We start from the raw sequence: 20,879 nt of genomic DNA on the forward strand, positions 1-20,879 counted from the left end.
GGGTGGACATCAGAGTGTCGAAAACCTTGATTTAATGGCTGCGGGGGTCGGTCAATGTTGTAATGTATAAACTGTTATGTTAAAATTGTGCCTGACACTTAACGATTGGAGTTGAAAAGGATAATGTAATCATTCTTGCCACTTTTTTATTGAATAAAGCAGAATTTGTTTTATTCTTTATTGGCAAGATAGTTACCTTATTCTTTTCACTCAGAAAATATATCCTTTTCATACCCTACACTGGGTAGGATGTGCCGTATTTTTTGAGCTACAAGAAAGGTAACTTTCTTGTAGCTCTTTTTATTTTGACAATGCAAGGGATACATCATTTCTAGGAGGATGAAAACGATGGAGATTGAGGTTGTAGATGATTATGTGAATCGGTTCCTGTTGTGTGAAGCGGTTCACAAAAAAACAAATCGGTTGCCGGAGGTTTATCAATCTATCGACAGGTGCACGTAGCAATCTGTCTGCAAACGTATGCGCCTCTTTACGTATAGTTGACTAATGACGTGTCATAGCGCCAATTGACGGTTGCTATTTACGTTTTCTCCGGCAGTAAGGAGAAGACATGAAACTAACCTCGAAATATGAAACGATTCGGCGAATATTGTCCGACTTGAAGCAGCCTGAGTATCGGTATGCTCAGATTATGGACGCAATTTTCAAGCAAAATATCGGAGAATATGGACAGATGACTATACTTCCCAAATTTTTGCGAGACGAGTTGACCCGGATACTTGGTCCGAACGTTTGCAGTATCGTTCCGGTAAAGGAACTCGCGTCGAAACAGGTTAACAAGGTGCTGTTTGCCATTGCGGGCGATGAACGCGTGGAGGCCGTACGACTTACTTATGAGCGGGGTTGGAAATCGTATTGTATTTCTACGCAGTGCGGCTGCGGATTCAGGTGTAAGTTTTGCGCTACCGGTACCATTGGGCTGAAACGAAATCTGACCGCCGACGAAATTACCGACCAATTGCTGTACTTTCGCTTGAACGGCCACGCGTTAGACAGTATCTCATTCATGGGCATGGGCGAGGCGCTGGCTAACCCACATATTTTTGATACCTTGACGATTTTGACCGATCCGAAACTCTTTGGTTTAGGACATCGACGAATTACACTTTCCACTATTGGCTTGTTGCCAGGGATAGAAAAGCTGACTCGGGAGTTTCCGCAGGTCAATCTAACCTTCTCGTTGCATTCTCCGTTCGACGAACAGCGAAGCGAGCTGATGCCGATCAACGACCGATTCCACGTCCGCGACGTGCTGAGGGCACTGGATCGTCACATTCAGCAAACAGGAAGAAAGGTGTATATTGCGTATATTCTTCTTCGCGGAGTAAACGACTCGACAGCGCATGCAGAAGCAGTTGCCGAGCTGCTAAGGGGAAGGGGACCTGGGGAACATCTTTACCACGTTAACCTGATTCCATTCAATTCGACAGAAGTTACGCCAGAGAGCTATCGGCAATCTGATCCGACTCAAATTAAAGCGTTTGTTCGGATCTTAAAGTCAAGGGGTATCAACGTTACAGTCCGAACTCAATTCGGCTCGGACATTAACGCGGCATGTGGTCAGCTATATCGCTCTGAATAATCGGGATCGAAAAATTCATTACCATAGACCTAGCGGATCCGCGACTGTAAAGAGAACGGCTGCTATGAAGAGGGCAGCCGTTTTCGAAATGTCGTTCAAGACAATAAGTAGAAGACCAGAGCAGAGCTCCTTAACAATCTAACCTTATAGTAGGACTTGACCTTCATACTATGATTCCGCTTCTGGTCGTTCTTGACTCTCTTTTGTAAATCATAACTTACTCGCCGCGTATGTACTTTTTTAGCATTGCTCGATGGTGTAAAAAGCACGTACCAGCTTCACCGATGTATGCACGACCATTCGTGCGATCGTGGATGAAACTTATAAAGTTGCGTAGACGGCAAGGAAGGGGATTATCTTTTTGGGGGAACGGGAGCTACTTTGAGTGGCTCCTTTTCCGTTTGTCTATAGTTATTGTAGTACTAGGGCTATGTGCTAACTATTCCAATGATGAGCTTGAAGCTCTTACGATTTTTACTCATTTTCTTAAATCCTTCTCTCGAATCAAGGAGCACTACTGTTTTACCAATCCAGATACGAAGATAAATTGATTTAACCTACATTACAAAAAATGTATCGCGAAATTATGTTGATGGACAAATTGCCTAAACTGTTCAAATGTAGCTAATCCAAATAAGAATCATTGTCCCGACAAGCGAAGCAGTGAAATCCTGCCTCCAATTCGTTTTCGCAAAAGGACTCCATTTGCCACCGAATAGGCTAGCCAATCGAGCTATAAGGAACATACAAGTTAAGACGGAAAGGACGTGTACTATGAGAAGCACATATTCACCTCAAATCGATCAACATGAATATCACCATTTTACCAAAGGTTGGAATTTGATTATACAAATATGTACTAAATCAAGTCCTTTTTATTTCGAATATCGAGGTAGTCTTATGTTAATCCTGATCTACTACAGGGCGAAATGAAAGATGGAATTGATTATTATAAATGAAAAATTTAGGATAATGAGAACCAAACTGCTCTCTCCTCGTGTCTATAGTATATAGACTTCAAACAGGATGTGAATCGATTGAGAGAACCAATGACTAATGGCGATGAAGAGCTTGCATGTTCCGGAGATTTAGAAGCTTTTACAAGGCTGGTCAAGAAATACGAGCAGAGCATGTATCGAGTTCTCGTTCCATTTTGCCGTCCGAAAGCGAATGTCTTGATGCTGCACAGGAAGCAATTATAAAAGCATACCATTCGTTGAATACCTTGCGAGACCCACGTTTTTTCAAATCATGGCTCATGCGAATCCTTGTCAATGAATGCCATCGGCTGGTCCGTAAAACTAGCAAACTCGTACTGCTTGACGACTGGCATGAGCAAGCATCTTCCTATCGTTTTGAAGAAAATATTGAGGTACAAGAAGCCATCCAGCTCTTGGAAGATGAACTTCGACTTTGCATCGTTCTTTACTACTTTGAAGATATGGCGATCAAAGACATATCGATGGTACTCAACCAACCTGAGGGGACCATAAAATCTCGTTTGAGTCGGGCGAGAAAAAAGTTGTCTGCCTATTTCACTTCAGAGTCTACAGAATGGAGGACTGGCCATGAATGAATTACAGGTTGATAAAGAGCTTCGCGAAAAGGCCAAGAAAGCGATTGTTGATGTTCCTATGCATTTTTCTGCTGGAATTGATCAAGTACTGAGCTCTCTTCGTGTTCATCCTGTACAGAAGCGATCATCTGTGAGGAAGAACAAGTGGTTGATGTCCGTTGCTTGTCTTCTTTTTGGGATGTTCTTATTGATTGGCGCGGGGTTTGTGTCTCCAACTATGGCACACATGCTGAAAAACTTGCCTTATGTGAGCACCGTTTTCGGTTTCGTTGGGGAGTCAGGGATAAAAGTAGCCGATCAGCAAGGACTTACTCAACCGTTGAATCACTCAGTGAACGACCAGGGAATCACAGTGTCTCTAAAAGAAGCCTATTACGATCGCCTTAACCTTTCCATTGGTTTTGCTATCACATTCCCGCCTAGTGAAAACGGGTTTCAGCATATAGAGAAGCTTAGCTATGAATGGGCTGGGCGTACGATAACGAGAACATTCACAACGGAAGAAGCCAAGAAAGATTATCTGATACATTGGCGTCACGTCGAGGGAAATACATACTACGGAACATTTCAGCCGTATTACTTTGAAGAAATGCCTGAAGAGTGGACGTTAAAATTGGCATTTCAGAAAATAGGTGGCGTAGATGGAACATGGCAATTTGACATCCCTCTTTCTCGAAAACCCACAGATGCTGTGACGAAGGTGACGGAGCCAGGAGTTTCCGGTCAATCGAGAGGCATCATATTCTCGATCAAACAAATTATTCGAACCCCAAGTGCTACTAGGATCGTTTTTGAGGTACAAGGTGAAAGTGAATCTACAGAACAAGAAAAGTTGAATCAGGTTGATCGTTTGTCAGATTCTATTCGTGTTTTCGATTCAAATGGCGTTCCTCTTTCCAGCATTACAGACGAAAAGGGCAAGAGTCGAGGGGGCATCACTGGAGTTAATTTCTTCGCTAAGGATTTCCACCCGATTTCCGCAGAATCCGACTATATGATTATCGCTGTAGACAAACAGTTGCGTTTCGAGATCCAGCTCGACTGACAAAAAACCGCTCAGCCGTAAGTCTTCCTTATAGGCTGGGTGGTTCCTGCTGCCGTTCAGCTTGGGCGTTGAATGATGATGGCTTACTACTACAGCTTAATGGGGGATCTTATGCCTAAATCAAACGTAATGCAAATGCTTGTCCGAAAGGTGGTAGTCGCATATTTTACTTCCTGGATAATTGTCCTTTTGGTGTCCGTGTTCTTTACTAATTTTGGGGGAGCCAATTGGAACGCAGCAGAAAACTATATGTCATCAGCTATCTTTGTTGCGTTATACGCAGTTCCTGCCGTTTTTCTGTATGGAATTATAGTATCATCGCTTATCGAAGCAGTTTTTGCGATGTTAAAAGTCAAAGGCAGCGCTGAGCCGATGATATCCTGTTCGTTTCATGTCATTTTTGGACTTTGCTTTGGAATCGTGCTTGAGTCTACTCTATTCAGCATCATGGGTGGAGTAGCTGCGATCCTTTTCTATAGCTTGGATCGAATTATCGTTCCTGCCATCTTGGGCTTTAAAATGAAGATCCGAGTAATCTCTTTTATTGCCCCTGTTTTCCTGGTTGTTCTTATAGTGGGCGTGATCTATGCGACAGCTCCTCCGAAGCGGCCATTTACCGCAAAAGATGCTGTACGATATGCTACCGACACCATCCACAGGTTCCCAAGTAAAGAAGGTGTGATTAAATTGCAAATTGAAGGTTATGACGTTGAACAGGAAACAGAGGTAGAGGAAACGGCTGAGAAGGAAACATATAAAGTGGTGTTCACGGAAAGATGGCGTAAGAGAGAAGAAAGTGGTTTTTACCAGATGATCTATGAGGTTAGCCGCGGAAGAATGTCTGCAAGGGGAGGAAGTGGTGAGCATCCTCCATACTTGCAAACAAGGTAAACTGCTTGAATTAAAACGATAGCATGGAAACATTACCCAAAGGTACCCCGTCAAATAAGCATAGGAATGACAGGGGGATCGAAAGAAATGACAATGTTTGAAAAAGGTAACGTACTTACGGCGGGCATTATACTCGTTCTGTTTTTAACTGGGTGTACCCAACATTCTACAAAGGGGATAGCATTGGAAAATCGACAAGCCGAGGCGTCCGCGGTTGACTCGCGTATTGTCGATGCAAGCAATAAGTTCGGTATGCAGCTCCATCAGCAGTTAGTTCAAAAGGAACAAAACCAAAAGAAAAACATATTCATTTCGCCTACCAGCATTTCTTTGGCGCTCGCCATGACATACAACGGTAGTAGAGGGGAATCACAAACCTCCATGGCCAAAACGATGGGCTGGCAAGGCATGTCTATTGATGAATTAAATCGGGGCAACGAAGCGCTCATCTCTCTTTTGAATCAACCCGGTAATGGCGTTCAAATGAACATTGCCAATTCGATTTGGTTACGTAAAGGAACGCCGTTTCACAGTAATTTCATGAAAACGAATCAAGAATTTTACCAAGCCAAAGTAACCGAGCTCGATTTCAATAATCCCGAGGCTTCTGATAATATTAATGATTGGGTAAACAAGAATACAAATGGAAAAATTCCCAAGGTGATTGAATCCATCGATCCCACGGAAGTTTTGATCCTTGCAAATGCTGTCTATTTCAATGGCGGGTGGAAAAAGGAATTCCAGCTTTCCGATACGAAAGAAGAAAGCTTCAAGCAACATGATGGTTCCACCAAGCAAGTGCAGATGATGGTGCAGACAGGCACCTACGAATATTTACAGGAAGAGGAATTTCAAGCTATCCGCCTGCCTTACGGTGACGGGCAGATGGACATGCTTGTCATTCTGCCAGATGAAGCTTCCTCTTTAGGTGCTCTCCATGACCAGCTTTGGGCAGATCACAGCAAATGGCAACAGCCGTTCCAGCAAAACGAGGGCGAGATCAAGCTTCCCCGCTTCAAGATAGAATACGAAAAACAGTTGAAAGAACCACTTAAGGCACTGGGCATGGAGCTACCCTTTGACGAGATGATGGCCGATTTTTCCGGCATGGCGCCTATTCCCCCCAACCTGTTCATTAGTGCGGTAACACACAAAACATTCGTTGAGGTCAATGAAAAAGGAACCGAGGCTGCTGCGGTCACTGCGGTAGAGATGGCTCAGGCTTCCGCTCCGACAGCTACACCGTTCCAGATGACAATTAACCGGCCATTCTTCTTCGCGATTGAAGACCGTCAGACCAACGCATGGCTTTTTGTAGGGTCTGTGGTCGAACTATAAACGCTGTAGAAAGAGTGAAGTAATAATAACATAGTAAGCGAAATGACCGGCGTTCACGAGGAGCGCCGGTTTACCGTGTAATAATCCGTAATCGATTACCAACCCGCATATTGTTTGACCTTTTCCATATCAATGCTGTTACTTTCGAGATCCTTGAAAGCTTGATCCAGAATCGAGATCGCTAGGTCAATTTCTTGTTTGGAAATGGTCAATGGTGGAGTAATCTCGATGACATTGCTATGAATGCCGACATAAAAAACGATCAGGCCCAATTCAAAGCAGCGGTAACAAACAGCGGCTGTTTTTTCAGCAGCAGGAGCTTTGGTGGACCGATCCTCTACAAGCTCGACCCCGATCGCCAATCCGCGTCCTCGAACATCGCCGATCCACTCGTATTTTTGCTTCAGTTCCTCCAACATTTTCAAAAAGTAGGCTCCGTTTTCTGCTGCATTCTCAATGAGCCTCTCTTCTTCCAGAATGGCGATATTCTCTAAAGCAGCTATGCTGCATAACGGATTCCCGCTCGCAGTGAACATATGGACGCCGTTGCCTGTATCAAGCAGTTCTTTTCTTGCCACGACCGCGCTGATCGGCAAGCCAGCTCCAAGTGATTTGCCCAATACGACAGCATCGGGAGACAGGCCAAAATGATCAAAGGAAAACCACTTCCCGGTTCTGCCCATACCTACTTTCACTTCATCGAAAATCAAGGATATTTGGTATCGGTGACACAGTCTTTGCAATTCTGGCAAAAAATCATCAGGAGGTACGATCAAGCCACCGTCACTTTGGATTCCTTCGACAATTAATCCGGCGGTATCTTCAGGAGGACAGACTGTTCGAAACACTTCATTTTCGATGTATTGAATGACTTGTGAGGTGAGCTCGGTTGTGTCTCCAAATGGAGGTCGATACGGATTGGGATACGGTACCTTTAGGACATTGCTGCTACCGATGAATTTGGCTTGAGCGGGATGGCCGGACAAGGAAAGAGAACCCATCGTTTGTCCGTGGTAGGAACCCATAAAGGAAACCATTCTCGATCGATTCCGAGCGAGAGGCAACAGCTTGAATACACAGTCGTTCGCGTCCGAACCTGAATGGCCAAACCAGACCTTTTTCTCAAACGAACCTGGCGTTATCTCAACGAGCTTTTGCGCCAGGTCGACCATGTTTTTCTCCGGAATCGTGAGCTGTGATGTAAACGATAGGGTCTCATACTGTTGTTTCAATTTTTGGGCTATACGCGAATGACCATATCCAATTCCCGCGACTGCCCACCCAGCGCTCAAATCAAGATAGGACACACCTGCCTCGTCTGTCAGTCTGGTCCCGCAAGCCGAGGCTACCGCAATCGGGTAAAAGCGGATTTTCAACGCATTGGAAATGACTTTGTCTTCGGCAGAAAGCAGTGTGCCCTGATTCACCGGAGTATCCCCCTAACATTTTTCAGATCGTATTTTTTCAGCTTGTAATTCAAATTTTGGCGGGGAATCCCTAGCTGCTCACTCGCTTTGGTGATATTTCCCTTAGTGTCACGTAAGGCTTGTTCGATCATGACCCGTTCCAGATGTTCAATCTGTTCGGGCAAATTCCCCCGATAATCATGGACAGACGGCTGGGAGGGTAGAGAGGGTTCTACTAGTTGGTTCATTTTTTGTTTAAAGTCAGGGGGGAGGTGATCGAACGAAATCATCGTTTCGTCATAAACCAGATTCAGTGAGCCTTCAATGGTATGTTCCAGCTGACGGACATTCCCAGGCCAGCTGTAATTCAAGAAAAATTGGAAAACGTCAACGTCCACACCCACTACGTCAACTCCCAATCCATTCGAGTGCTTTTGGATGAAAGAATCGATAAGGACAGGAATATCTTCTCTGCGCTTTCGCAAGGGGGGGATGAAAATATTGACGACACCCAAACGGTAATACAGGTCTTCCCGTAGCCTTTCGTTTGCAATGGCCTCATGCGGATCTTCATTCATGGTGGCAACTACCCGAACGTCAATATCGAGTACCTTTGACGATCCCAACCGTTGGATTTTTCTCTCCTGGAGCACACGGAGGAGCTTGGCTTGCAGGTTTGGATTCATGGAATTGATTTCATCCAAGAGCAACGTTCCCCCATGCGCCTGTTCAAAGAGGCCTGCCCGATCGATGGCACCGGTAAAACTCCCGACACTCGTCCCAAATAATAACCCTTCAAGCAGTGCTTCCGGGAGAGCGGCACAATTTTGGGCGATGAAGGGCTTGTGCTTGCGTGGACTTTCATTATGGATGCTTTGGGCGATTAGTTCCTTGCCTGTCCCAGTTTCCCCCACAATCAGAATATTCGAACGAGAGCGGGCAGATCTACGTGCTTGCTCGATCATATATCCCATTTCCTTGCTAGAGTAGACGATTGTCTCAAACTGGTAGCGGGTATTGCTTTTTTCAACTGTGGGAAGTAGGGGAACCGTTGCCCCAGGTGTCTGTTTTTGCAAATGGTAAATCGTTTCGGTCAATTGCTTTTGCTCCGTAATATCCTTGGAGATTTCGACGGCTCCCACCTTTTTGTTTCCTACATACAACGGCATGGTACGAGAAAGTGTCGTCACCGCTTTTCCATTGTTCGTAAAATGGGTCTCCCGATGATTAAGCACCCTGCCTGTTCGCAAGCATGTTAATAAAGTGCTGCTTTCTTCGTCCAAGGACCAGACATCTTCCAGCCTTTTTTCCCTGACTGCATCGGGCTCGAGCGTATCCAATTCACCCATTTTCCGATTATAGAAAATGATTTTTCCTTGCGAATCGATACTGCAGACGCCTTCTTCCACCTGGTCTAAGATGGAATCGTACATAGCCTTGGTTTCATTCATTTGCTGCAACTGGTGCTGTAATTGCTGCGTTTGTGTGATGTTTTTGAAAATAAGCAGAAACAGTAACGAATTTGGTGGGATATTCAGACAGGAAAGATTCGCAATCAGCTGCTGAGTGCCGAATGAAAGGGAAATCCCAGTCATGTTTTTGCTCATTTGGATACATTTGCGCAATTCTTCGGAAGGGATCAGTTCAAAGATGGAGATCCCGATCAAGCTGCTCGGACTGCTAGAAAACAGTCGGGTAGCTGATCGGTTCAACGAGAGGATGTCTCCTTTGTCATCGGTAATCACCATACTGTCAAAGCTTACGTTCCACACATCGTGTAAAGGAAGACCGGAGTAAACATTCATGTGTATCTATCACCCCTAAACTATCGAAAAAATATGATGAAAAAAAATGAGCGTTTTTATTCTAACAAGGAGGAAGCAGAGTTTTATTTTGTAAACTATAGCAGAAACATCTGGTCTTTTGGAAGGTGAAAACCACAAAAAGAGTTTAAATTAAGAAAGAAAAAAATATTTCGAAAAATATTCGTCAGTTGAAGACTATTTTTCGTTTTCTTTTTCGTGTGCCGGAAGAAAAGAGTGAATATTCGTGCGCTTTTGTGTTTTGTATCTGTTGGCACGAATGTTGCTTGAAGACATGGCATCACATGTTACAGGAGGTCATTATGTCAGAAATATCTTTGCGTGATGTACAAGCCGTCGATGTTCATGCCCATCCATATGTAGCGAATGAACGACCTTACACGCCCGAGGAGTTTATTCACAAGCTGTCCTTGTCCGTACTCCCAAAGCAAATGCATAAAGGACAAGTTTCTTCGCCGCACCAGCCTTTTCCGGGCTCCATCATGTGGATGCAAATCCTGACCAGACGAATGGCTCGGTATTTTGATTGCGAACCGACACTGGCGGAAGTGGTAAGAGTGCGAAATGAGCGAGCTGCAAACTTCCAGGCTTACACGAGAGAACTGTTTGAAGATGCCAAAATCACAGGTGTAATCACCGATTTCGGGTATCCGACACCGATGCTGAAAAAGCAGGCGTACACAGAGCTGTGTGGCGCGAGAATCTGGGAAATACACCGGATCGAACCTGTCATGGTGCGCCTTCGTAAGGAATGTGCCAGCTTTGGAGAGTTCGTCGAGATGTATCGTGCAGATTTGCGGACCGCGTTAGAGAGAGCAGACGTTGTCGGATTAAAATCGATTATTGCCTACCGCAGTGGGCTGGAAGTGATGGATAAAAATGAGCAGGCTGCTTCCTCGCAATGGGAGGAATTCAAGGCAAATGAACGCGCTGAAGCCAAAGCTTTGCGGGACTATTGCCTGCACATTGCGATGGAGGAATGTACCGCTGCAAACAAAGTCATGCATATTCACACAGGTGTAGGGGATGGCGATGTTGTCTTGCCGAAAGCAAGCCCTAGCTTCCTGCTCCCGTTGCTGCGTCACAAGGCATACGCCGAAACCAAGGTGCATCTCGTTCACGGGGGCTATCCTTGGGTGGAGGAGGCGGCATTCATCGTCAGTATTTTGCCAAATGTCTACATGGACATTTCCTTGCAAAATCCATTTGTCGGTCACGGAGTCAAACGGATTCTCTCACAAGTATTTGAATTCGCACCGTTTGACAAGGTGATGTATGGCTCCGATGCTTTTACCGTTCCGGAAATGAACTGGCTGGGGGTGCATCTATTCAAGGAGTGCTTTGAACAAGTGTTGCAATCATGGGTGGAGTCGGACTACGTTGATGCCGAGACAGCACGATATATCGGAGAAATGGTATTGTACCGCAATTTTGAGAGCATCTATATCAAATAATTTGGGGGTGCCATGATGGAACAAAGAGTGTTGGAGCTTGCACCGGAGCGAAAGCTGGGGTATTGGCACATTTGGGCCCTGGGGGTAGGAGCTGTCGTAGGGGACGGCGTCTTCCTGCTAATGGGGCAGGGAATCGCCATGGCAGGTCCGGGAGCCATGCTCGCCTATTTTATAGCGGGGCTGTCACAATTTTTCCTCATGGTTGCGCTAGGTGAACTCGCAGTCGGAATGCCCAATGCCGGAGCCATGTCCCGTTGGGTAGAGAGGATGATGGGGCGATGGTGGGGCTTTTTATCCGGGGTAACATTTGCACTCGGATGGGTCATTGCAGGTGGTAGCGTCGGCTTGGCACTAGGAAAAATTACAATGTGGTTTTTTCCGCAATTGCAAGGAGAGTACTGGTCAGTCATTTTCGCCGTCTTCTTTATTACGGTGTTTGCTGTACTCAATATCATGGGGACAGAAATCGCTGCAACCACGCAATTATTGCTCGTGATTATCATGACGGCTGTTATTGCTATCTTCTCGCTTATTGGATTAAAAGATATGAATCTGGAGAATTTCACACCCTTTCTCCCACACGGATCGGAAGGCTTTTGGTCGGCCATTCCGCTCGGAACGTACGCTTACTTGGGAGCAGTCACGCTGGCAACTGCCGGGGGCGAATGTAAGGATCCGAAAGATTTGCCGAAAGCGCTGATCTGGTCCGGAATTACGTTTTTGATTCTCTATACGGCTGCTCAGGCTGTCTTGCAAGGCTTGATTCCCTGGGATCAGATTACGATGGACAGCTCACCGTTTACGGTTGCAGCAGGACAAGTATTTGGCTTTGCTGGGGCATTTGTCATGAATGCCGTCGCCTGGATTGCCGCAGCCACCTGCATTTTGATGGGGACGCTATACGCAGCCTCTCGCATCTTTTATGCTCAGGCTCGCGAGGGATTTTTACCGGCGTTTTTCGGCTATCTCCATCCAAAAACGAAAACACCAGTGTACGGCATCTTGTTTGTGTGGGCTTGCTCGGTCGCTCTTGTAATTTTGGGCTCCTTGAATCCTGATTTTCTCTATGTCGAGCTATCCAATCAGTTGGTGCTGGCCTGGATGGTATCCTGGACATTGGCTCTGATTGCCGCCGTTCTCTATCGCAAAAAGCATCCAGATGAAATCGAGCGGTTGCCGTGGAAACAACCCTTGTACCCACTCTTCCCGATATTGGGCTTTATTGGAATCGGTATTGTCTGCTACGGCTCGTTCGTTGGGTCTCCGATGACGCTGTTGCGCGGTGCAATCTGGATGGGGGCGTTGTTCCTTGTGTTCAAGTTGTTTCAGAAAAAAGGTCAATCCACGGTTACTCATCGAAGCTAAGATAGGAAGGGATCAACCATGAAAAGCTCCATTCACGAAAAGCTTTCACTGAGTGAGGAACTCCTGCAGCAACTGACCGAAATCAGAAGTTACCTCCATCAAAACCCAGAGCTATCCTTCAAGGAATACCAGACCAGCTCGTATATTGTGTCTTGGTTGGAAAAGTGGGGCATCCCGCATAGCCGTTTTGGAGAGACGGGGGTCGTCGTCGACTTGCTCGGTGATGGAGGAGAGGGGCCGCATATCGGAGTTCGAGCCGATATAGACGCACTCCCCATCGAAGAAAAGACGCAGCTGCCATTCGCTTCCAAACAACTGGGTGTCATGCATGCATGTGGACACGATGGACATACCACGATTTTGCTCGGTACTGTCTATCAGTTGTACCAATTGAAAAGCGAGTGGAGGGGACGCGTGCGCTGCATCTTCCAACCGGGCGAAGAAGCAGATGGGGCTGCACAGAAGATGATCGAGCAAGGTGTCTTGGAGAATCCTCCAGTGAACGGGATGCTGGCTCTGCATTTGTGGCCGCATCTTCCGTTTGGATCGGTAGGGGTCAGGACTGGAGCGATCACGGCATCTTGTGACGATTTTCGGATTGAAATCGAAGGGAAGGGTGGACACAGCGCCAGACCTCATCATGCGGTCGATGCGATTGCGATCAGCAGTCAGATTCTTCAGGCACTCTCCCTGCTCGTAACCAAGAATACCAATCCCGTGGACCCAGTGGTTGTACACGTAGGCAAGATTCAGGGAGGGACAGCGAACAACATCGTAGCGGATCGGGTCGTCTTGGAAGGAACGACACGGACGGTTTCACGAGAGACGAGAAAAAAATTGCGCTCGCAATTCATCGCGCTCGTCGAAGGAATCGCAGAGGCATACGGAGCGACAGCAAAAATCATTTACTCCGACGGCTTGCCTCCTGTCATCAACGACCCGCTTTTGACGGACTGCGTGAAACAGTGCGCGGCAGAGCTATTGGGTGATTCTCGTGTCTACGTCCTGCTAGAACCATCTATGGGGGCAGATGATTTTGGAGCATTTGCTGAACAGGTCCCGAGCACGTATTTCCGATTAGGTATCCAACAAGCGGATCGCCCCGTGTACGATTTGCACCATCCACAATTTCAATTTGACCAGGAGATTATCCCGATTGGCGTAAAGCTTTTTACCCATACAGTTCTCACATTGTTGCTGGATAAAGGAGAGAAAGAGATATGTTAACAAAAGAAGAAGTACTGGCATTGGTAGAGAGAGAGCAAATTGAATTTATTCGGATCGAATTTCTTGACTACGCCGGAGTCACAAGAGGTAGGACCGTTCGCCCAGCCCAACTCGCAAGTGCAATGGAGAAAGGGGTCAATTTCAGTACAGCGATCATGAGTTTTGACTGCTTTGACGAGTACATCCCCAATCCGACGTACGGAGCAAATGATGGAGATTTTTTTGCCATACCAGATCCTAAGACATTTGCTATCCTTCCGTACCGGAAAAATACAGCACGGATGTTGTGTGACCTCGTCGATGCTAATGGAGATCCTTGGGCTGGGTGCCCGCGAAATGCATTGAAGCGGCTTTTGTCAGAGGTAGAGTCCAAGCTTGGCGGGAAGATGTACATGGCATTTGAACAGGAGGCGTATCTGCTCAAGGAAGTAGATGAAAAGATCCAGCCAGCCGACAACAGCCATTGTTTCTCTACCGTAGGTGTAGACGTCCAGGAGGAATTTGTCCAGGATTTTGTTCTCTCGTTAGAAAAGATGGGCGTGGAAACCGAGCAAATCTCCAGTGAATACGGCCCGGGACAATTGGAAATCAACTTGAAATACACACCAGCACTGAAGGCAACTGACAATCAGGTAACGTTCATGCACCTGTTTAAACAAATCGCAAAAGACAAGGGAATGATCGGCACGTTGATGCCAAAGCCCTTCCAGCACCTGGCCGGAAGTGGTTTGCATGTGCATATTAGTCTCTTTGACGAAGCTGGGGAAAATCTCTTTGAAGATACTTCGGATCAGCGGGGACTCGATATGTCGGAGAAAGCGTACCATTTTATCGGCGGGCTTCTCAAGCATGCTTCATCATTGATTGCGATCGGTGCGCCGAGCGTCAATTCCTACAAACGTATGCAGCCGGGTACATGGGCTCCAGCTCACATTTGCTACGGCTCAGGCAATCGTTCCGTACTCGTGCGCATTCCCGAAAAGCGCAGAGCGAGGCGTTTCGAGTTTCGTGGAGCAGACGGCACTTGTAATCCGTATCTGTTGGCTGCCTGCTTAGTGGCAGCGGGATTGCATGGCATCCAAAGTCGAATGGAGCCAGGAGAGCCAGCCACTACCGATGTGAGTAAAATGAGCAACGCCGAGTTAAAGGAGAGAGGAATCGGCTGGGTGCCGCGTTCTCTCCCGGAAGCAATCAGTCATTTGTCTGAGGATACGATCTTGGCAGAAACGATCGGCCGTTCGATTTGGGAGGAGTTCATCAACATCAAGCGGACAGAGTCAGATAAATTTAATCGCTATGTGAGTGACTGGGAGAGAAAACTATTCTCGAATCTGTTCTAGCTGTCTGTACATGGTATCTTCAGCCAGATGAAAAGGGTCGATCCTTTGTAAATCAGAAAGAATAAATCGAAAAGTCTAGCAGTATGATGGAAGTGGGGAAACGTGAAGTTCTTCTCTATGATGGAGAGGCCAGGAGGAAGGGCATCTACTTTGTCAGGAGGGAACGAAAATGAGAATGAATATGGATATTCTCATCCAGTTACTCATGCTCATTGTGATGATCATCGAACTGGCAACCAGATAGGGAGACCTTCATACCACAGCGAAGCGAGGACCACCATAGGTGGAACCTCGCTTTTGCTGTTTTCGGGCAGCGCGACCATGATTGTCCGAGGGAAAGCTAGCTATACACCTGCAGATATAGTGACTGTCAGCAAAGAGAAGGAGCGGTGTTCTGCTTTTCACGTCGCGGAAGAGCAAATGCCCATTTTCTAAGAAAATTAACGGCTTGATAGGGAAAGGGAACAGAGAAGAGAGCGGACCATTGCGTCTCGCTCTCTTTTTTGTGCGGGAGAGTTAGATGCAGTAATAAAAGAAAATCAATAAAATTGTTTGTTGTTCCATTCGTGTATTGAATCAGGATGTCGAAACAGTCTTGAACATATTCAGATACATTTTTTTCGAAAATGGTGGAGATCGACGCCAGGTTCAGATGGCACTTAGATTATCGCTTCGAAATTGATTCACTTTTGTCGTCAATCGCGCTGAAAAACTGATCAAAAGTGCTGCAAAATCGAATCGAGCGAACCAATATTGAAGCGAAAGGAGATAACCGGTCGGAAAAACAAGCAGTTCCAGGTGTTGTTTTCGGAATATTCGATCGAAAAACATTCTTTCTATCGGCACGCAAATTGCTAAATAGACTGACGAACAGCTGAAACATTCAGACAATATTCCATTGAAAAGGAGGAGAAACAGCTGATTCGTGATTATTACCAACAAAGGAGGATTGCTATGAAGCTCATTCACATTCTTGGCGCGCTGCCGTTTATTGGCATGCTAGGCTTGCTGCCGCTGATAAATCAGGTTACGCCATTCGTGTTAGGGATGCCATTCATTCTGTTCTGGATTGTGCTGTGGGTCGTTCTAACATCCGCCATTTTGGCATTAATTTTTTGCATTGATCCAGCGAATCGGGAGGGTGACCAGTCATGAATGCAGCCCTACTTATGATCTTTGGATTTTTGCTCTTGTCGATATTTTTGGGGATTCGGGCAAAAAAGGGCAAGAAAATGGATTTGGAGCAATGGACAGTTGGCGGTAGGGGGTTCGGCGCCTTGTTCGTCTTCCTTCTCATGGCCGGGGAGATTTATACAACTTTCACATTTCTCGGCGGAAGTGCGTGGGCCTACGGGAAAGGAGGACCTGCTTACTATATCCTTGCTTACATTTCATTGTCATGTGTTCTCGGGTACTGGTTGCTGCCTGCCATTTGGCGGTATGCAAACAAACACAAGCTGATGTCCCTTTCCGATTTTTATGAAAAGAAATACGACAGTCCTTTATTTGGGGTGCTCGTAGCGATTGTTGGCATCATTTCGATTATTCCATACCTTGTCCTTCAATTAAAAGGGTTAGGGATCATCGTTTCACAAGCTTCGTATGGCTCCATTTCACCGACCCTCGCCATCTGGATCGGAGCCATAGCCGTTACTGTTTATGTGATGGTGTCCGGCTTACACGGCTCAGCATGGACGGCCGTTATCAAAGATATCATGATTTTTGGCATCGTTGTCTTTTTAGGATTCTACATTCCCTTTCATTACTACGGTGGCATTTCGTCGATGTTTTCAAGCATCGCGGAAGCATCACCCGGATTTTTGGCAATACCGGAAAAAGGGCTTAGCATTTCGTGGTTTATCTCAACCGTCCTGCTGACCGTTCTCGGCTTCTATATGTGGCCGCATGGATTTGGTGGCATTTTTGCCGCGAAAAGTGAACGCGCGCTCCGTAAAAATACCATAATCAGTCCATTGTATACGCTCATGCTCTTGTTCGTGTTTTTTGTCGGGTTTGCGGCTATAGGCCAGGTGCCTGGCTTGAAAGGGCCTGATGCGGATCTGGCTTTATTGAAAATTTCCATTCAAACGTTTGAGCCATGGTTTGTTGGGTTGATCGGAGCTGCAGGGCTGCTAACCGCATTGGTTCCTGGCTCCATGCTTCTGTTATCGGGTGCAACGCTTCTGGCAAAGAACGTCTATAAAACATTCGTTCCGCAAGCCTCAGATGTACAAGTCATGAAATTGGCGCGATATTTGGTCCCTGTTATAACGCTGACTTCCGTCTTTTTTACGTTAAATGGCGGCAATACCATCGTAACGCTGCTCTTGATGGCATACAGTTTTGTGACGCAATTGTTTCCAGCACTGATTTTTAGCTTGACCAAGAATCGTTTTATCACAAAACAGGGGGGAGCGGCCGGAATCATTGTCGGTGTGAGCATCGTTGCGTATACCACGATTACAAAAATGACGATCAGTTCTCTATTCACATTTTTTCCACAATGGGTGCTGGATTTGAATGTGGGGATCATCGCGCTTATCGCCAACGTGCTCGTCACCATTGTTGTCAGCATGTTGACCAAAGGGCTCAGGCATCAACTACCATCCCATGAATATGCAAAGGCAAGGTAGTGTAAAAAATTCAATGAGGTGATCAAATGTTTGCAGATCTGGTTTTTGTCAATGGGCAAGTGATTACAGTTGATGAAAAAAATCGTATCGCCGAGGCGGTAGCAGTTAAAGAAAGTCGTATCGTCGCGGTCGGCACAAATCAAGAGATTGATAGCTGGATTGGGAAACAGACCCAAAAAATCGACTTGCATGGTAATAGCTTGTTGCCAGGATTTATCGATTCCCATCTGCATCTTACCTCGTATGGAACCGTCAAGCTCGGCGTGGATTGCAAAGCGCCCCATATCAAAACGCTGCAGCACCTGTTTGCCGAATTAAAGGCGCTTGCTGAGCATACCCCGAAAGGAGAATGGCTGCGTGCGTCAGGGTTCAACGAGACGAAAATAGAAGAACAACGGTATCCCTCCCGCTGGGAATTGGATGCGATCTCCACCGAGCATCCAATTCAGATCACACGTACATGCTCTCATATTTCAGTCGTAAACAGCAATGCGCTGGAATTAGGGACAATCACAGAGGAAACACCTGATCCAGATGGAGGAAGAATCGATCGTGATGAGGAAGGGATTCCGACAGGGTTGCTCATTGAAACCGCTCACTCACGCTTGATGCAATTAGCGGTTTATACAGAGGACGAGATTCGACAAGCAATGGTGATGGCATCCGCTGATTTTATTGCGGCTGGTATTACGAGTATACATGATGCGGGAGGATTCGGCCCAGAAAATCTGCGCATGCTCCAGCAGGCTGTCAATGCGGATGACATTAAAGTGAGAGTGTATGCCATGATCGGCGCCTTAAATCGCTCCGAGGATTTTGTCGAGAAAATGGTTCAGGCAGGCGTCATTACAGGATTGGGAGATGAACGTTTTCGGATCGGGCCAGCGAAAATCTTTACCGATGGCAGCAGCAGCGGTCCTACGATTGCGACGAGAGAACCTTACGCAAGCGATCCTGACAACTATGGAATCCTGTATTTCACCCAAGAAAAAATAAATGAGATTCTTGGGGAGGCTCATAAGAAAGGGTTCCAGATTACCGCCCATGCGCAAGGAGATCGAGCGATTGAAATGGTGTTAAACTGCATAGAGGAATCGTTGGAAAAATATCCGCGTAACGACCACCGCCATCGCATTGAACATGCAGGTATTACCACGCCAGATTTGCTGGAACGGATGAAAAAGCTTAAGGTTGTGCCTATTCCGAATCCACCGTTCTTTTACGAATTTGGAGATGGCTACGTGAAAAACTACGGAGAGCGCGTAAATCACATGTATCCAGTGCGTGATTTTATCGACAACGGAATCATTGCGGCGGGAAGCTCAGATTGTCCTGTCACGCATTACAATCCACTGCTCGGCATTCATGTTGCTGTGAATCGAATGAGCGGCTCAGGTCAAGCGGTCGGAGCTAATCAGCGGATTACCGTCATGGAAGCCATCAAGCTGTACACCTGGAACGGAGCCTATGCAAGCTTTGAAGAAAACATCAAGGGTAGTATCGAGGTCGGGAAGCTGGCTGACCTCGTTGTGTTAAGCGAACGGATACTCGAAACTGCGAAAGATCGCATAAAAGAGATTCAGGTGGATATGACGGTAATTGGCGGTAAGCTGGAGTATGTAAGAGATGCGGATGCGGTAACTTACTGTTAGAAATAAACAGGTCACGCGAGGAGGATTCCCCTTGCACGTGACCTGCTTTTTTTCGTCATAAACTTTATACGTCCAAATTGTATTTGGCCAGTCTTCTGATAAGTGAAGATTGGGTAATACCGAGAGCTTTCGCGGTCTTTCGCGTCGTTTTGTGCTCTTGATATGATTGAATGATTATCTTCTTCTCAATATCATGCAGGGTCTGTTTTAAGCATGCGGTTTGCGAGACAGAGAAGCTGTGAGCTTCCTTCTCTGCTTGTTCAAGGTAGCGCTTAGGTAGATCGGGGAGCGTGATTTCGTCTTGCTTGGACATGATGACGAGCTGTTCCAATACATTTTCCAGCTCTCGAATGTTCCCTGGCCAACGATATTGCTGTAGAGCATGAATCGCTTCATTGGTTAGCTTTCGATTCCGATTATATTTGCTATTGAATTTCTGTAAATAAAAACAAAGCAGCGGAAAGATATCGTCCTGACGCTCGCGTAAAGGTGGGATTTGGATCGGTAGCACATTCAGCCGATAAAACAAATCCGCACGAAACTTCCCTTGCTCCACGAGCATTTCCAGATCTTGATTGGTTGCAGCGATGATGCGGACATTTGCTTTCACAGTCTCGGAAGAACCAATAGGCAAATAGGTTTTATTCTGCAGAAGTTGTAACAGCTTTGACTGAAGGGGGAGGGGCAGTTCGCTAACTTCATCTAAAAATAGCGTTCCTTTTTCAGCCATTTTCACCAAGCCTAACTTGCCATTGTTATTTGCGCCCGTAAACGCTCCTTTTTGATAACCGAATAACTCAGATTCCAGCAGCGCTTCGGGGATCGCTGCGCAATTAATATGGATGAATGGATGACCTTGACGTTCACTCAGCTGATGAATGTGCTCAGCGACAACATTCTTGCCGACTCCTGTTTCTCCAGCAATCAGGACGGTTGTCTCCACATCAGAAACTTTCTCAATGAATTCCGTCAACGTGTCAAACGCTTTGCTTTTTCCGATGAAGGCATGCTCTTCCTTACCGAAATAGCTTTGCTTTACATTTGCTCGCCTCAATTCCCGAATGTAGCGCTCCAAAAGAAGCCGTATTTCATCGACTTCGGCTGGTGAACCCTCCAGCAGGACTTTGTTAAAATCTGGTCCGTGCGCGATCACATACTGCGGTTCATTTTTTTGATTATAGAGAATATGAGCTGAAACCATATATTTTTTCCCGTTTTGCATGCGCTGGACCAATGTGCTCTTTTTCTTCTGTTCAAGCGCTGTCCGAATAACGGAAGGGGAGAACATCCCATTTTGTTCTTGCTGAGACACGTTTATACCAATCAGATCTTCCCGTTTTATTCCTATCATTTTTTCAACAGTTCTATTGATCCATAACGTATTGCCTTTATGATCGGCGATATGTACGCCACTATCAATCGTATCCAGGATTTGTAGAAAGTAGTCGGATTCCAATTCGAAATGGTGTGTATCCAAAAGAAAACCTCCTCGATACAGAAATAGAAAGAGTCATATTTTTTTGAAT

At 46.1% G+C, this 20,879-nt stretch carries 16 protein-coding genes; 12 read left to right on the forward strand and 4 right to left on the reverse strand.

The annotated features are described in order from the left end of the window. Positions 1-571 precede the first annotated feature (571 nt). Positions 572-1,603 carry a Cfr family 23S rRNA (adenine(2503)-C(8))-methyltransferase gene (locus C3B52_RS16475; RefSeq protein WP_103107490.1) on the forward strand — a complete coding sequence of 344 codons (1,032 nt, stop codon included), beginning with the start codon at positions 572-574 and terminating at the stop codon, positions 1,601-1,603. A gap of 428 nt (positions 1,604-2,031) precedes the next feature. On the opposite strand, the gene C3B52_RS37800 is transcribed toward C3B52_RS16475, so the two are convergent. After that, entirely contained in the window at positions 2,032-2,151 is a 120-nt protein-coding gene (locus C3B52_RS37800; protein ID WP_123058860.1) for a DUF3977 family protein, read from the reverse strand. A gap of 527 nt (positions 2,152-2,678) precedes the next feature. Here C3B52_RS37800 and C3B52_RS16480 point away from each other — a divergent pair. From C3B52_RS16480 to C3B52_RS16495, 4 genes are all read left to right on the forward strand, one after another. After that, a complete protein-coding gene (locus tag C3B52_RS16480) occupies positions 2,679-3,179 on the forward strand; it encodes a sigma-70 family RNA polymerase sigma factor (protein ID WP_103107491.1) in 501 nt (166 codons plus the stop codon). After that, positions 3,172-4,224 carry a DUF4179 domain-containing protein gene (locus C3B52_RS16485; protein ID WP_103107492.1) on the forward strand — a complete coding sequence of 351 codons (1,053 nt, stop codon included), beginning with the start codon at positions 3,172-3,174 and terminating at the stop codon, positions 4,222-4,224. The genes C3B52_RS16480 and C3B52_RS16485 overlap by 8 nt, the downstream gene beginning before the upstream one ends. 111 nt (positions 4,225-4,335) lie before the next feature. Next, a complete protein-coding gene (locus C3B52_RS16490) occupies positions 4,336-5,115 on the forward strand; it encodes a hypothetical protein (protein ID WP_103107493.1) in 780 nt (259 codons plus the stop codon). Positions 5,116-5,202: 87 nt separating this feature from the next. Continuing rightward, positions 5,203-6,453: a serpin family protein gene (locus C3B52_RS16495; RefSeq protein WP_164684810.1), complete on the forward strand. Its 1,251-nt coding sequence runs from the start codon at positions 5,203-5,205 to the stop codon at positions 6,451-6,453. A 95-nt stretch (positions 6,454-6,548) separates the two neighbouring features. Here the strand turns inward: C3B52_RS16495 and C3B52_RS16500 are convergent, their stop codons facing one another. After that, positions 6,549-7,880 (reverse strand): aspartate aminotransferase family protein, encoded by a 1,332-nt coding sequence (locus C3B52_RS16500; RefSeq protein WP_103107495.1) that lies wholly within the window; start codon positions 7,878-7,880, stop codon positions 6,549-6,551. Further along, positions 7,877-9,664: a sigma 54-interacting transcriptional regulator gene (locus tag C3B52_RS16505; RefSeq protein WP_103107496.1), complete on the reverse strand. Its 1,788-nt coding sequence runs from the start codon at positions 9,662-9,664 to the stop codon at positions 7,877-7,879. Before C3B52_RS16505 ends, C3B52_RS16500 begins: the two co-directional genes overlap by 4 nt. A gap of 320 nt (positions 9,665-9,984) precedes the next feature. On the opposite strand from C3B52_RS16505, the gene C3B52_RS16510 reads away from it, so the two are divergent. From C3B52_RS16510 to C3B52_RS16545, 7 genes are all read left to right on the forward strand, one after another. Beyond that, positions 9,985-11,136: an amidohydrolase family protein gene (locus C3B52_RS16510; RefSeq protein ID WP_103107497.1), complete on the forward strand. Its 1,152-nt coding sequence runs from the start codon at positions 9,985-9,987 to the stop codon at positions 11,134-11,136. A 15-nt stretch (positions 11,137-11,151) separates the two neighbouring features. Further along, entirely contained in the window at positions 11,152-12,501 is a 1,350-nt protein-coding gene (locus tag C3B52_RS16515) for an APC family permease (protein WP_235615748.1), read from the forward strand. Between the two features lie 18 nt (positions 12,502-12,519). Further along, positions 12,520-13,728 (forward strand): M20 metallopeptidase family protein, encoded by a 1,209-nt coding sequence (locus tag C3B52_RS16520; protein ID WP_103107499.1) that lies wholly within the window; start codon positions 12,520-12,522, stop codon positions 13,726-13,728. Beyond that, positions 13,722-15,068, forward strand: a complete 1,347-nt coding sequence (locus tag C3B52_RS16525; protein ID WP_103107500.1) for a glutamine synthetase family protein — start codon at positions 13,722-13,724, stop codon at positions 15,066-15,068. Before C3B52_RS16520 ends, C3B52_RS16525 begins: the two co-directional genes overlap by 7 nt. Positions 15,069-16,022: 954 nt before the next feature. Further along, positions 16,023-16,223, forward strand: a complete 201-nt coding sequence (locus C3B52_RS16535) for a DUF3311 domain-containing protein (RefSeq protein WP_103107502.1) — start codon at positions 16,023-16,025, stop codon at positions 16,221-16,223. Continuing rightward, on the forward strand, positions 16,220-17,701 hold the full coding sequence (locus C3B52_RS16540) for a sodium:solute symporter family protein (RefSeq protein WP_103107503.1): 1,482 nt from the start codon (positions 16,220-16,222) through the stop codon (positions 17,699-17,701). The genes C3B52_RS16535 and C3B52_RS16540 overlap by 4 nt, the downstream gene beginning before the upstream one ends. A gap of 26 nt (positions 17,702-17,727) precedes the next feature. Further along, positions 17,728-19,353 carry an amidohydrolase gene (locus tag C3B52_RS16545; protein ID WP_103107504.1) on the forward strand — a complete coding sequence of 542 codons (1,626 nt, stop codon included), beginning with the start codon at positions 17,728-17,730 and terminating at the stop codon, positions 19,351-19,353. 64 nt (positions 19,354-19,417) lie between these two features. Here C3B52_RS16545 and C3B52_RS16550 read toward each other — a convergent pair whose 3' ends face one another. After that, positions 19,418-20,830: a sigma-54 interaction domain-containing protein gene (locus C3B52_RS16550; RefSeq protein ID WP_103107505.1), complete on the reverse strand. Its 1,413-nt coding sequence runs from the start codon at positions 20,828-20,830 to the stop codon at positions 19,418-19,420. Positions 20,831-20,879 lie beyond the last annotated feature (49 nt).

The sequence above is a fragment of the Brevibacillus reuszeri genome (genome assembly GCF_002897295.1).
Lineage (GTDB): Bacteria > Bacillota > Bacilli > Brevibacillales > Brevibacillaceae > Brevibacillus > Brevibacillus reuszeri_A.

Bases quoted from the DNA above. Each gene is read 5' to 3' on its own strand.
- C3B52_RS16545 (WP_103107504.1), top strand. From the start codon at position 17,728: ATGTTTGCAGATCTGGTTTTTGTCAATGGGCAAGTGATTACAGTTGAT.
- C3B52_RS16490 (WP_103107493.1), top strand. From the start codon at position 4,336: ATGCCTAAATCAAACGTAATGCAAATGCTTGTCCGAAAGGTGGTAGTC.
- C3B52_RS16495 (WP_164684810.1), top strand. From the start codon at position 5,203: ATGACAATGTTTGAAAAAGGTAACGTACTTACGGCGGGCATTATACTC.
- C3B52_RS16540 (WP_103107503.1), top strand. From the start codon at position 16,220: ATGAATGCAGCCCTACTTATGATCTTTGGATTTTTGCTCTTGTCGATA.
- C3B52_RS16510 (WP_103107497.1), top strand. From the start codon at position 9,985: ATGTCAGAAATATCTTTGCGTGATGTACAAGCCGTCGATGTTCATGCC.
- C3B52_RS16505 (WP_103107496.1), bottom strand. From the start codon at position 9,664: ATGAATGTTTACTCCGGTCTTCCTTTACACGATGTGTGGAACGTAAGC.
- C3B52_RS16535 (WP_103107502.1), top strand. From the start codon at position 16,023: ATGAAGCTCATTCACATTCTTGGCGCGCTGCCGTTTATTGGCATGCTA.
- C3B52_RS16525 (WP_103107500.1), top strand. From the start codon at position 13,722: ATGTTAACAAAAGAAGAAGTACTGGCATTGGTAGAGAGAGAGCAAATT.
- C3B52_RS16515 (WP_235615748.1), top strand. From the start codon at position 11,152: ATGGAACAAAGAGTGTTGGAGCTTGCACCGGAGCGAAAGCTGGGGTAT.
- C3B52_RS16485 (WP_103107492.1), top strand. From the start codon at position 3,172: ATGAATGAATTACAGGTTGATAAAGAGCTTCGCGAAAAGGCCAAGAAA.
- C3B52_RS16520 (WP_103107499.1), top strand. From the start codon at position 12,520: ATGAAAAGCTCCATTCACGAAAAGCTTTCACTGAGTGAGGAACTCCTG.
- C3B52_RS16475 (WP_103107490.1), top strand. From the start codon at position 572: ATGAAACTAACCTCGAAATATGAAACGATTCGGCGAATATTGTCCGAC.
- C3B52_RS16480 (WP_103107491.1), top strand. From the start codon at position 2,679: ATGTTCCGGAGATTTAGAAGCTTTTACAAGGCTGGTCAAGAAATACGA.